This is a genomic window from Amycolatopsis sp. DG1A-15b (genome assembly GCF_030285645.1).
In the GTDB taxonomy this organism is placed as follows: domain Bacteria; phylum Actinomycetota; class Actinomycetes; order Mycobacteriales; family Pseudonocardiaceae; genus Amycolatopsis.
In genome coordinates this window covers 9280212-9292585 of sequence record NZ_CP127296.1, presented here as the reverse complement: position 1 = coordinate 9292585, position 12374 = coordinate 9280212, and the positions used below count along the sequence as shown (strand labels likewise).

At 70.2% G+C, this 12374-nt stretch carries 14 protein-coding genes; 4 read left to right on the top strand and 10 right to left on the bottom strand.

Going from position 1 to position 12374, the window contains the following annotated elements; translation table 11 throughout:
• Nucleotides 1–79: 79 nt before the first annotated feature.
• The 5 genes from QRY02_RS43265 to QRY02_RS43245 all read right to left on the bottom strand — a co-directional run bounded on the left by QRY02_RS43265 (nt 80) and on the right by QRY02_RS43245 (nt 4960).
• Nucleotides 80–2542, bottom strand: coding sequence for an alpha-L-rhamnosidase-related protein (locus QRY02_RS43265; RefSeq protein ID WP_285988472.1), 2463 nt, complete (start codon nt 2540–2542; stop codon nt 80–82).
• A gap of 137 nt (nt 2543–2679) precedes the next feature.
• On the bottom strand, nt 2680–3300 hold the full coding sequence (locus QRY02_RS43260; protein ID WP_285988471.1) for a MarC family protein: 621 nt from the start codon (nt 3298–3300) through the stop codon (nt 2680–2682).
• A gap of 1 nt (nt 3301) precedes the next feature.
• Entirely contained in the window at nt 3302–4165 is an 864-nt protein-coding gene (locus QRY02_RS43255) for a PHP domain-containing protein (protein WP_502874167.1), read from the bottom strand.
• A gap of 48 nt (nt 4166–4213) precedes the next feature.
• Nucleotides 4214–4774: a PH domain-containing protein gene (locus tag QRY02_RS43250; RefSeq protein WP_003095467.1), complete on the bottom strand. Its 561-nt coding sequence runs from the start codon at nt 4772–4774 to the stop codon at nt 4214–4216.
• A 21-nt stretch (nt 4775–4795) separates the two neighbouring features.
• Nucleotides 4796–4960 carry a hypothetical protein gene (locus QRY02_RS43245; protein WP_162146229.1) on the bottom strand — a complete coding sequence of 55 codons (165 nt, stop codon included), beginning with the start codon at nt 4958–4960 and terminating at the stop codon, nt 4796–4798.
• 196 nt (nt 4961–5156) lie between these two features.
• Between QRY02_RS43245 and QRY02_RS43240 the strand changes: the two genes are divergently transcribed.
• Nucleotides 5157–5570: an NUDIX hydrolase gene (locus tag QRY02_RS43240; protein WP_285988469.1), complete on the top strand. Its 414-nt coding sequence runs from the start codon at nt 5157–5159 to the stop codon at nt 5568–5570.
• Here QRY02_RS43240 and QRY02_RS43235 read toward each other — a convergent pair whose 3' ends face one another.
• The gene (locus QRY02_RS43235) at nt 5571–6665 is read right to left on the bottom strand and encodes a DUF2332 domain-containing protein (protein WP_285988468.1); all 1095 of its coding nucleotides are present in this window, start codon (nt 6663–6665) and stop codon (nt 5571–5573) included.
• Between the two features lie 7 nt (nt 6666–6672).
• Nucleotides 6673–7176, bottom strand: a complete 504-nt coding sequence (locus tag QRY02_RS43230; RefSeq protein ID WP_013223004.1) for a MaoC family dehydratase — start codon at nt 7174–7176, stop codon at nt 6673–6675.
• A 318-nt stretch (nt 7177–7494) separates the two neighbouring features.
• Here QRY02_RS43230 and corA point away from each other — a divergent pair, with 318 nt between their 5' ends.
• From corA to QRY02_RS43215, 3 genes are all read left to right on the top strand, one after another.
• A complete protein-coding gene (gene corA / locus QRY02_RS43225; protein WP_285988467.1) occupies nt 7495–8577 on the top strand; it encodes a magnesium/cobalt transporter CorA in 1083 nt (360 codons plus the stop codon).
• A gap of 179 nt (nt 8578–8756) precedes the next feature.
• Nucleotides 8757–9407, top strand: coding sequence for a metallophosphoesterase family protein (locus tag QRY02_RS43220; protein ID WP_285988466.1), 651 nt, complete (start codon nt 8757–8759; stop codon nt 9405–9407).
• Nucleotides 9404–10243, top strand: a complete 840-nt coding sequence (locus QRY02_RS43215) for a chromosome partitioning protein ParB (RefSeq protein ID WP_285988465.1) — start codon at nt 9404–9406, stop codon at nt 10241–10243. Before QRY02_RS43220 ends, QRY02_RS43215 begins: the two co-directional genes overlap by 4 nt.
• On the opposite strand, the gene QRY02_RS43210 is transcribed toward QRY02_RS43215, so the two are convergent.
• From QRY02_RS43210 to QRY02_RS43200, 3 genes are read right to left on the bottom strand one after another with little or no spacing between them, the layout of a single operon-like run.
• Complete coding sequence (locus QRY02_RS43210; RefSeq protein ID WP_285988464.1) at nt 10240–11049, bottom strand: hypothetical protein; 810 nt, start codon at nt 11047–11049, stop codon at nt 10240–10242. The two genes, QRY02_RS43215 and QRY02_RS43210, sit on opposite strands and share 4 nt — an antisense overlap.
• Nucleotide 11050: 1 nt before the next feature.
• Entirely contained in the window at nt 11051–11794 is a 744-nt protein-coding gene (locus QRY02_RS43205) for a hypothetical protein (RefSeq protein WP_285988463.1), read from the bottom strand.
• Entirely contained in the window at nt 11794–12282 is a 489-nt protein-coding gene (locus QRY02_RS43200; protein ID WP_285988462.1) for a SigE family RNA polymerase sigma factor, read from the bottom strand. Before QRY02_RS43200 ends, QRY02_RS43205 begins: the two co-directional genes overlap by 1 nt.
• Nucleotides 12283–12374: the final 92 nt, after the last annotated feature.

Sequence of the window (12374 nt, the reverse complement as noted above, 5' to 3'; positions counted from 1 at the left end):
CTCCTTCACGCCGCCCACGCTACGCACCACCACCGACACTTTCCGCGCGGGGCGAGCTCGCCCCGCGCGGAAAGCCGGGCTATCGCACGACCAGGACCGTGTGCGTGCCACCGGAAACGGTCAGCGGCCCCGCGGCGCGCAGCGGACGCCCGTCCAGCAGCACGAGCCGACCCCCGGGCACCACCAGCGAGCCGGACGTTCCCCGCGGCGCGCTCACCGTCAGCGAAAACACCGGCCCCTGCTGAGACCACGAAGCCGACAACGCGCCCTTCGGCGTCGGCACCGCTCCCCGCGCCCACGAAACCGGGCCCGGATGCGGCGAAACCGTCCAGGTCGCGAAGCCCGGCGACGTCGGCGAGACGCCCAGCAGCTCGTTCGTCAGCGCCGGCACGACCCCGGTGGACCAGCCGTGCGCGGCCGAGGTGTACCCCTGCTCGTAGTGCGAGCCGCCCTCGCCGATGCCCTCCCAGGCCGTGATGCCCGGGTCGTGCGTGGCCATCCAGCCGTACATCCGCTTGATCTGGTCGATCGCGGACGCCGTCTGCCCGGTCCGGAACCGCGCCTGCAGCTCGGGGAACGACGTGAACGCGTACACGCGCTTCGTGCCGTCGCCGACCAAAGTGTCGTTGTCCATGAACGGGTTCCCGTACGGCAGCGCACCCGCCGCAAGCCGCGCCAGCGCCGAAGTGGCCTGCGCGGGTGAAGCGATCCCGGCGAGGATCGCGTGGCTGTTGCCGTCCTGGCCGTGGCGCACCGCGCCCGTCGCCGAGTCGAGGTATGCGCCCGCCGCCGGGTCCCACAAGTACTGGTTCACCGCCGCCGAGACGCCCGAAGCGCGCGAGAGCCACCGATCCGCGTCGGCCGGGTGCCCCGTTGCGCGCGCCAGGCCGGCAGCGCCTTGAAGCGCCCGCACGTACAACGCGTTGTAGTACGTCACTTCGCCGGTGCGCGGCAGGAACGCGTAGTCGCCGTAACCGCCGGTGCCGTTGAGGCCCTTCGCGAGCAACCCGCGCGAATCGGTCACCGACGGATACCAGCTGTCGAGCGTCTTCACGAGGTGCGAGTAGTACGAAGACGCGTACGCGGTGTCGCCCGTGTAGAGGACGTAGTCCCAGCTCGAAGTCACCCACCAGAGCGGATAGTCGAACAGCGGCAGCGTGTAGCCGTTGATCGACGCGGGCGGGATCCAGCCGTCCGCGCGCTGGTGGTCGGCCAGGTCGGCGAGGACGTTCTTCGCCGCCGTGCCGTCCTGGTGCGTCAGGTACTGGGTCAGGCCGGAGACCGCGACGTCGCCGACGTACGGGTCCCGGTCGCGCTTCGCGCCGTCGTGCAGCACCAGCTTCCCGTCCAGCGACGGCGAGAACGCACCGCGGGGGTCCACATCGGACTCCCGGAAGGTGTCCATGCCGAGCTCGTTCGTGTAGGACGCCGCGTACCAGTACTTGTTGAGGTCTTCGTCGGACGACTCGAACCAGCCGCGGTAGGTCGACGGCGTGCCGAGGAACGGCGTGAAGTCGAGCGAGACGCCGCTGATCCGCACCTCACCGGACGGCTGGGCCAACGGCGCGTCCGACGCCAGCGCGTCGAGGCTGATCCGCAGGTAGCGGAAGCCGTGCAGGCCGTCCGCGCACACCTGCGTGCCCGCAGCGCAGCCCTTGGTGTCCCGCCACACCGTCGGCGCCGAAGGCACGGCGTACTGGTCGGTGCCCGGCCCGCCGGAGAAGTCCGAGCGGGTGAAGTCGGACCGTTCGCCCAGGTACTGCAGGGTCTCCGAGAACGCCAGCCGGACGCCCGGCCGGTTCGCCGACGCGCCCGCGAACGCGATCTTCGGGTAGCCCGCGACAACCTTGCCGAAGTCGACGACGGCGGTCGGCACCGGCGGGTCGGCGACCACGCCGGGCCACACCTCGGCGACGCGGCTGAACTCCCCGGACGGGGTGTTCTGGTCCTTGGTCACGGTGATCCGGACCTGCGCGGCCGTCACCGGCCGGTCGAAGGTGACCGCCCGCTGCACGGCCGTGTTGCCGCTGACCGTGGCGGCCACCCGCCACGCGCCCGCGTCCAGGACCTCGACCGTGAAGTCCTGCGGCACGCCGTCCACATTGGACAAAATGGTGACGCCGGGCACCGCGACCGGCGCGCCCGCGGTGATCGTCAGGACGTCGGGGTAGGCGCCGATCGTGTCGTCGTTCCAGAACGTCTCCGTGTTGCCGTCGACGGCGTTGCCGGGGACATAGGTGCGGGGCTGGCCGTTCCCGCCGTTGTTCGGCGCGTGGAACGACGACGCGGCCGCGGTGGTGCCCGCGGGCCACACCGGCTTCGGCGGCGGCGCCTGCCGCTTGAACGTCGCCACTCCGCGACCGAGCAGGCCGTTCGCGTTGGTGACGTCTCCGGTGGTGGACAGCACCTTCACCGGCCGGACGTCCCGGCTCGCCGGTGCGACGACGTACTTCTGCCAGCCGGGCGCGGCGTCGGCGGGCGCGGCGACCACGCCGCTCGCCACCAGCACCGTGATCGGCAGGACTGCTCTGAGCCACTTCATCGAGGCCTCCGCAAGGCGGTTGAATCGTTTCAAACGCTGAGCTGAGCTTCAGGCTGCGGGAGCGGTGCCAACGATGTCAACGGACCGGCTGGATCCTGTCCGGCAGGACAACCCGGGTGGGCGTCTCAGCGCACCGGTCAGCCGGCGCCGGAGATGAACCCGCGGACGGAGTTCGCCACGAGCTCCACGGCGATGGCCGCGAGCAGCAGGCCGGCCACCTTGGCCAGCAGCGTGATGCCGCTTTCCTTGATCAGCCGGATGACGAGGCCGGAGTAGCGCATGCAGAGGTAGATGACGAAGTGGGTGGTGACGATCGCGAGCGCCAGGGCGATGTACGCGCCGATGTGCCCGTCGGCCTGCCGGACGAACACGATGGTCGCGGCGATCGCGCCGGGCCCGGCCAGCAGCGGGGTGCCGAGCGGCACGAGCGCGACGTTGACGTCCTCGGCCGCCGCCTCGGTTTCGTGGCCGTTGCTGGTGAGCAGCTGCAGCGCGATCAGCAGGAGCAACAGGCCGCCCGCGCCCTGCAGCGCGGGGATGCCGATGCCGAGGTAGGCCAGGATCGCCTGGCCCGCGACCGCGAACAGGCTGATGACCAGCAGCGACACCAGGACGGCCTGCCGGGCGGCGCGCGCCCGGGTCGCCACCGGCTTGCGGCCGACGAGGCTGAGGAACACCGGCACGGTGCCGGGCGGGTCCATGATGACGATCAGGGTGATCGTCGCACTCATGAACAGTTTCGCGTCGAAGAGCGCCATGTCAGCCCTTCACGACCTGGAACCCCGACGCACGCGAAGTGAGTTCCTCGAACTGCCCGGGGTCGGTGGTGCACTCGCCGAGCGCGATCGTCTTGTTGGTGCCGTGGTAGTCGCTGGACCCGGTGACGAGCAGGCCGAGTTCGCCGGCCAGCTCACGGGTGCGGGCGCGCGTCGGCGCGTCGTGGTTGGGGTGGTCGGCCTCGACGCCGGTGAGCCCGCGCGCGGCCAGCCCGGCGAGGGTGTCCTCGCTGATCGTGGCACCGCGGCTGAAGGCGAAGGGGTGCGCGATCACCGTGACGCCGCCGGCCGCGGCGATCATGTCGATGGCTTCCTCGACCGGCGTGTCACGGCGGGCGACGTAGTACCCGCGACGGGGGCTGAGGTAGTCGGCGAAGGCCTCGTCGACGGACTTGACCAGCCCGGCCCGGACCAGCGCCTGGGCCAGGTGGGGACGCCCGGGCGGGGAGTCCTCGGGCAGCAGGCCGAAGATCTCGTCGGCGTCGATCGGGAGGCCGTCGGCGGCCATCCGCTCGGCCATCCGCCGCAGCCGCGTGCGGCGCTCGAGCCGCAGCCGGGTCTGCTCGGTGACGATGGGCTCGGACGTCGGGTCGAAGAGGTAGGCGAGCAGGTGGACGCTGATCTGCCGGCCGGTCCCGGGGTCGATCGACACCGTGGACAGCTCGGCGCCGGGGACCAGCGTCAGGCCGGGTGACACCGCTTCGGAGGCGGGCGCCCATCCCGCGGTGGTGTCGTGGTCGGTGATCGCGACGACGTCGAGCCCGGCTTTCGCGGCCGCGGCGACGAGCCCGGCCGGCGTGTCGGTGCCGTCGGAAGCGGTGGAATGGGCGTGCAGGTCGATGCGCATCGTGTCCATTGTCGACGATGCGCTACGTCACACGCGCGGCGGGACGGCTCAGCCGACTGGCTTCTTGCCCCGGGCGGCCCGCTGAGCCTTGATCATCGAGAAGCGTTCGGCCTGCTTCTGCTTGTCGCCGAAGACCAGCTCGGAGATCGTGTCGTAGAACTCTTCGGGCCGCGGCAGGAAGTCGATCTTGTTCAGCGCCTGGATCTGACCGGCGGACTCGACCACCATCGTGCCGTAGCCCATCATGCGGCCGGTGGCCGTGCGGACGTAGCTGAGGTCGGTGACCTTGCTGATCGGCATCATCAGCACCTTGGTGGTGAACACCCCGGTGGTCATGACGAACCGCTTGTCGGTGACCACCAGGCGCTCGACCCACCACTCCATCACCACGTAGGCGAACCGCAGGACGACGAGCAGCGCGACGTACCAGAGGATGTTCTGGCCGATGTACAGCGCCGGCGGCAGCAGGTAGGACACCAGGACGCAGACGGCCAGCAGGGCGGCCGCCTCGAAGGTGTCCCAGAGGAGCACCGCCCAGTGGCGGCGGATCCTGATGACCCGCCGCTCGGTGTCGAGGAGGTACTCGTCGGGATCGCGTGGCGCGAACATGGTTCGAGGGTAACCCCGCGATCAGCCCTTGAACACGTTGCTGACGAAGGTGATCACCGATTCGGCCGAGCTACGGAGGAAGTCGATGATGTTGCCGACGAGGCCGGCAGCCTGCCCAGGCTGGGCGATGACGAAGAACAGCACCAACGCGATACCGGCGAGGCCCGCAATCTTCTTCACGTTCACCGCGATCAAATCCCGTCTCTTACGGTGACACCGGACAACAGCTGAGATCCTGACGTTTTACGTTGTACCGCACTGAACAGGCGCAGGGGAGGAAAGTCCCGCGCTTGGGTCAGCCCGCGGTCCGAAGTGTACCGTACGGCTACTCTCCGTGTACAGGACATCGGTTTTCACCTCGGTAACGTCTACCCTTCGGGACATGGAGGGTCTCACCAGCACCACGATCCGCTGTGTCGGCGGGATCGCGTTCGACGCGTACGGCCGTTTGCTGCTCATCCGGCGCTTGAACAACCCCGGTTCGGGGCAATGGTCGCTGCCGGGCGGCCGAGTCGAACCGGGCGAAACGGACAAAGAGGCCGTGGTCCGGGAGCTTTTCGAGGAGACGGGACTGGACGTGATTCCGGGCACACTGGTCGGAACGGCACGGCGGGGGCCGTACGAAATCTTCGACTACGCCTGCGAGGTCGAGGGCGGCGTTCTCACCGCTGGTGACGACGCATCGGAGGCGCGTTGGTCCGATGCGGCAGACCTTGCCGCGCTGGAAGCCGCCGGGGAGCTCGTGGAGCTCCTCTACGTCACTCTCCGCGACTGGAATGCGCTCCCGGAGGCCTGACTACAGCGGCAACCAGGTCATCCGCTGCCCGTGCGGCGCGGTCCGAGCCAACGCGTGCGCCTCCGCCTTCCCGTCTTCCCACCGCACCACGCCCAGTGTCGCGAGCCCGTCGGCGCCTGGAAGGTCGTCGCGGCCCGGCAGTACGAGCTCCAGCCCGGCCCCGTAGAACTCCTCCGAAACCCACCACACCGGCCGCGAAGAAGCCAGCTCGGCCAACGCCGAGACGAACGCCGCCCGCTTCTCGGCCGGGAAGTACGCCAGTGTGTGGCTCGTCAGCACCACCAGCGGCCCGTCCAGCGACTCCGCCGCCGGAGCCAGGTCGTCGACCCCGTCCCCGGTGATCAACCGCGGCCGGTGCTTCGACTGCTCGGCCGCCGCGGTGCGCAACAGCCTGATGCGGTCCGGCTGGTCGGCCCAGACGCACGCCTCCAGCCACGCCAGCTCGTCCTCGTCCGACAGGTCCACCGGTGCCCGGTCGAGGCCCGCCCGGTCGAGCAGCGCCAGCTTCTTCGGCAGCTTCGGCACCACCGCACCCGGCGCCAGGTCGAGCGCGCAGTGCAACCCGACCGCCGCCTTGGCCGGCCCCGCCGTCAGCTGGTCGCCGCCGTCGCACTGGTAGCGGTAGCCGAACCGGTCCAGACCCAGCAGCAACCCCGCGCTGCAGCCGACCTCCAGCAGCGAAACCTTCCCGCCCGCTTCGCGGACCGCCCGCGCGACGCCCGGGTACAGCAACGCCGCCCGGCGGACCTCGTTCGTCTGGGTGTAGCGCGCCGAAATCAGGGCCCGGGCCTTCTCGGACCGCTCCAGCAGGAACGACCGGAACAGCGGCCAGGTCTCCGAGTCGACGCCGTCGAAGCCGCCCAGCGACGGGTAGTAGCGCGAAAGCGGGTGGATGGGGTCGGCCTGCACGAGGCGGTGTGCGACCGCCATCAGCAGCGTCGCGCGCACCTCGCCGTCGCGCGCGACCGACAGCAGCCCCGCGACGTCGTCGTCCGCGGCGGCCTGCAGTGCCAGGTGTTCGTACAGCGGCGAGACCCCGCGGGCCTCGACTTCCGCGAACTTGCGGAGTATCCCCTTGATCCTGTCCAGGTCCATCAGAGCCTCATTCGTGCGGCACCGGCCGGCCCGGCTGCTCCCCGCCCCGAGTCTCCCCGTACGAGCGCTTCGGCACCATCACCTTCCGCCGGAAAGTGCACACGATCAGGCCGTCCTGCTTGTAGCCGCGCGTCTCGACGTACACCACGCCGCGGTCGTCCTTGGACTTCGACGGCGTCTTGTCGAGCACCTCGGTCTCGCCGTAGATCGTGTCGCCGTGGAAGGTCGGCTTGACGTGCTTGAGCGATTCGACCTCGAGGTTCGCGATGGCCTTGCCGGAGACGTCGGGCACCGACATCCCGAGCAGCAGCGAGTAGACGTAGTTGCCGACGACGACGTTCTTGCCGAAGTCGGTCGTCTCTTCCGCGTAGTGCGCGTCGAGGTGCAGCGGGTGGTGGTTCATGGTGATCAGGCAGAACAGGTGGTCGTCGTATTCGGTGACCGTTTTGCCCGGCCAGTGCTTGTAGACCGCACCGACCTCGAACTCCTCGTAGTACCGACCGAACTGCACTCGTCTCTCCTAGTCGCGTAACACCGCGTGAGGCTGGTACGACACGCATCCGTAGTGAGGAGTACCCTCAACCATCGGTGTTCGCGCGTCAACGCGAGCCCCACCACTGTCGCACCCGGCCCGAAGGAGGTGAGGAACCCGATGAGTAGTGGCGATAGTCCGCTCCCTAGTAGTCCCAGCGTTCCCACCTCACCGGCCGGCCGGCTCATCTCTCGGTAGGCCTTCTCTCCCCCGGGAACGCTGGTGTGTCGCCGGGCGGACGCATTTCCGCCCCTGGTCCGTCGTCTCGCACGACCACGCACGACACCAGGAGATCCCATGCCTGCCATTCCCTCGCTCGGCGGCCTTCGCGGCCGCGGCAACAAGGGCACCGTGCCGGTCCGCCCGGTTCCGGTGCCGCTGTCCGCGTACGTCGTCGATTGCGCGGTGTACGTCGGCGGTGAGCGCCTGCCCGGCCGCTGGACCCACTCCGAGGCGATCAAGGAGGTCCGGAAGCGGCACGAAGGGTTCGTCTGGATCGGCCTGCACGAGCCGGACGCCCAGCAGATCCAGGGCGTCGCGGACACGTTCGGCCTGCACGAGCTGGCGGTCGAGGACGCACTCGAAGCGCACCAGCGGCCGAAGCTGGAACGCTACGACGACACGCTGTTCCTGGTGGTCAAGACCGTGCGGTACGTCGAGCACGAGTCGCCGACGACGGCGAACGAGATCGTCGAGACCGGCGAGCTGATGGTGTTCCTCGGCCGCGACTTCGTGATCACCGTGCGGCACGGGAACCACTCGGGGCTGGCGCGGCTGCGCCGCGACCTGGACGAGGACCCCGAGCGGCTGCAGCTGGGCCCCTCCGCGGTCGTGCACGCGATCACCGACCACGTCGTCGACCACTACCTCGACGTCACGGGCCGGATCGAGAACGACATCGACGTCATGGAGGCGCAGGTCTTCGCGCCCCGCTCGCAGGTCAGCGCCGAGCAGATCTACCTGATGAAGCGGGAGGTGCTCGAGCTGCGCCGGGCGGTGATGCCGCTGGCCACACCGATCCAGCGCCTGGCCGAGGGCTACACGCGGCTGGTGCCGGACGACGTCCGCTCGTACTTCCGCGACGTCGCCGACCACCTCACGACCGTGTCCGAGCGGGTCGCGGCGTTCGACGAACTGCTGTCCACCCTGGTCGACGCGACCGTCGCGAAGATTTCGCTGCAGCAGAACACCGATATGCGCAAGATCACGTCGTGGGCGGCGATCATCACCGTGCCGACGATGATCGCGGGCATCTACGGGATGAACTTCGACTACCTGCCCGAGCTGCACTGGAAGTTCGGGTACCCGCTGGTCATCACCGTGATCCTGGCGATCTGCCTGTTGCTGTACCGAATATTCCGGAAGAACGGCTGGCTCTAGGTCCCCTTTCTTTCCCACCGGATTCGGAGAATTCGTGATGCCTCGCATGCTGTCCAACTTGAAGTTCTGGGCGCTCGCGCTCAGCCTCGTCTGGATCTTCGTCATCACTTTCGTCATCGTCGCCGACCCGGGGTTCGCGCACGGCATGAAGTGACGTCCCGGCGTCGTACCCTGGGACCATGCCGAAAGCGCTGGTCGTCTCCGACGAGGTCGACGAGCGGTTGTGGACCGACGCGGTCCGCGCCGTCTCCGTCGACCTGGTCATCGGCGCCGGCGACCTGCCCTACGACTACCTGGCGTTCCTGGCGAGCGCGCTCGACGTCCCGTGCGTGTTCGTGCCCGGCAACCACGACCCGGACCTGAGCGGCTACACGCGCTACGGCGGGCTGTCCATGAAGGACGGTTTCCCCACGGTGTGGCCCGGCCCGGCGGGCGGCATCAACGCCGACGGCCGGATCGTCGACGTCGCCGGGCTGCGGTTCGCCGGGCTCGGCGGCTCGATCCGCTACAACGACGGGCCGAACCAGTGGACGCAGCACCAGCAGGCGCGGCGGGCCCGCGGCCTGGTCCGGCGCGCCCGGCTGCGGCGGTGGCGCGACGGGCGCGACGTCGACGTCCTGCTGACGCACTCGCCGCCGCTCGACCTGGGCGACCGCCCGGACCCGCCGCACCGCGGGTTCAAGTGCCTGCACTCCACGATCGAGGCGCTGCGCCCGAAGTGGCTGCTGCACGGGCACATCCACCCGCACGGCGAGCCGGTGCCGGACCGGGTCGCCGGCGCGACCCGGATCCGCAACGTCGTGGGCCACCGGATCATGGAGTTCTCATGAAAGAGACAGGATTCCCCCGCGCCGACGCGGAGAACGACTTCCTCCGCGCGCGCCGGGGCCAGGTGCTCTCGCGGCTTTCGACGTGGCTGCGCCGCGAGCCCGACGACGTCAACATCATGCTGCCGTTCCACGAGGTGGTGGAGGCGCTCGGCTACCTCGGCGAGCACCGGATCGGGCTGCGGGTGATCAAGCTGGAGTCGATCGCCGGCACGGTCGACCGCAGCCGCGACTTCGACCGCCGCTTCCGCCCGACGTCGGCCCGCGTCCGCGAGCGCTGGGAACGCCTGGCCCTGGCCGCCCGCCGCGGCGAGGAGATCCCGCCGATCGAGGTCTACCGCGTCGGCGAACTGCACTTCATCATCGACGGCCACCACCGCGTCTCGGTGGCGATCGCCCAGGGACTGTCCACAATAGAGGCATCGGTGACGGTGGTCCGCACCAAACTGGACCCGAGCGGCATCCGCCACCGGGGCGACCTGATCGTCAAGGACTACCGCCGGCTGTTCCTGGAGCGCGTCCCGCTGACCGGCCACGCGCGCGCGTCGGTGATCGTGTCGGACCCGTGGGACTACGCGAAACTGGGCGAGCACGTGGAAGCCTGGGGTTTCCGGCTGATGCAGGACGAAGGCAAGTTCTGCGACCGGGCGAGCGTGGCGCAGCGCTGGTTCGAGGAGGAGTTCGTTCCGGTGGTGGGCATGCTGCGGCAGGCGGGCCTGATCGGCGACCGGACGGACGCGGAGGCGTACATGTGGGTGGCGGCGGAGCGGTACCGGCTGATCCGCACCCACCGCTGGGACGACGAGGTGATCGAGAAGCTGCGGTCGCGGCGGCACTAGAGCCCGAGCGCGTACCAGGTGCGGCCGGCCTGCAGCCACATCCGGTTGCCCCGGCAGACCCACCGGATCGGGGCGCTGCCGTCCGGGAGGCCGAGCGGAACCGGCGGCCCGGGCACGACCTCGCCACCGGTCAGGCTCGCGGGCTCGAGGTGCCAGGAGTAGCCGGGGTGCTTGCCGGTCACCGACAGGAAGACGGCATCGCCGCCGGACACGGCCACGCCGCGCGGCCGCCGCAACGGCGACCGCCGGACCGAGCGGATGCCCTCGCGGCCGACCTCGACGAGCGGGACCTCGGTGTACGGCACGGCCCAGGTCCGCCGCTCGCCGACGTTGAGCACGTAGCAGTCCATCCAGGAGAGGCGGACCGGGTCGTCGATCGCCCACCACGCCGGTTCACCTCCGGCGGTCCACCGGATCAGGCCCGGGTGATAGCGCTTCGCACCGCCGACGCGAATCGAGGCCTCGTCGAAGTAGCTCGTCCAGATCTCGCCGGCGGATCCGGCGACCAGGGCTTCCACCGCGTCCCCGGCATGGAACGCGGTGACGACCCGGCCGGTGCCATCGAGGATCCGGCCGTTGCGCGGCGGCTCGGCACCCGGCCGGGTCCGGCATCGGGCGTCCACCAAGACGAAGCCGTCGCCCACCGTGTCGATCAGCGGGTACCGGCCCGGGTCGGTGACCCGGCCGCACGACGTACCGTCCACCCGCAGGTCACCTTCGGCGGACAGCGTGATCACCCGGCCAAAAGCGTCCACTGTGGACGCGACGACCGCTCCGTCCGGCAGGGTCCCCCACGGTTCCAGCACGTCACAAACGTATCCCCGGCGTCAACGCCAATCCCCGCACCTGCTCGAGGGTCAGCGTCGGCTCCGGGCGCTGCTTCGGCAGGTGGACGCCCGTCTGCTGCAGCACCCCGCTGTTGTTCGACCAGAACTGCACCTGCGCCTCCGGTCCGCCCAGCGCCACGCGGTGGGTCGTGACGTCGCCGGTGCGCAGTGTCGACAACCACAACAAGCCCTGCGGGGTCGGTTCGGTGCGACAAAGGATCTCCTCCGGATCACCGCACGGCGGGCCGCCCGAGTTGCCGCTGGGCACGATCAGGATGTACACCGACCCGGAACCCCGTGCGTCGGTCACCCGGACCCCCATGTGGAACAACGCGTCCCGGGGCGCGTCCCCGGCCGGGTCGGCGATCAGGTGGAACGGGTCCGCCGGCGGGGTCTCCCCCGGGATCGTCAGCCGGGTGATCTGCGCGTCCGGCGGCAGCAGCGCGCGCACCGCGCGCCCCACCACGCAGCTCAGCCGATCGACCAGGGCCGCGCGCGTGTCCGAAGCCGCCGGGCACGGCGTGTTCGCGACGTCGTCCCGGTGCGGCAGCACCACCACCGCCAGCGCCAGGGCCAGCACGATGACGGCCGAGGCCACCGCCGCCGTGAGCAGGTGCTGCCGGCGGGACCGGCGGGCCGCGGCGAGCACCGCGGCCCCGGACAGGCCGATCGGGGGCTCGTCCTCGGTCACGTACGCCGTCAGCAACGACCGGACCTCTTCCATCACCACTCCTCTCCGGTCTGCGACGGCAGGGCCGCCCGCAACGCTTCGACCCCGCGGGCCGTCTGGGACTTGACCGTTCCTTCCGCGATCCCCAGCAGCGTCGCGACTTCGCTCACCGGAAGGTCTTCGAGGAACCGCAGCACCACCATCGCCCGCTGCCGGGGCGTCAGCCCGGCCAGCGCTCGCTCCACGTCGAGCCGCAACGACGTGTCCCGGCCCGGTGGCGACTCCCCCTCCGGCACCGAAGACGTCACGTACTCGCGTCCGGAAACCCGGCGCCCGGCCAGGAACAGGTTCAGCAGGATGCGGCGCGCGTAGGCGTCGACCGTGTCCGGCCGGACCCGGCGCCAGCGCCGGTACAACTGGACGAACATCGCCTGGACCAAGTCTTCGGCCGCGTGCCAGTCCCCGCAGAGCGCGAACGCCACGCGGCGGAACCGCTGGACGCGCGCGGCGAAGTACTCGCTGAAATCGAGGTCTCTCGCCACCCCACCCCTCCTTCTCCCCCTTACTAGTGCGCGAAGGCCCGGAAAGGTTCAAGCGTCCCCCGTGCGAGCTACGTGCAGGTGTCCCCCCGATG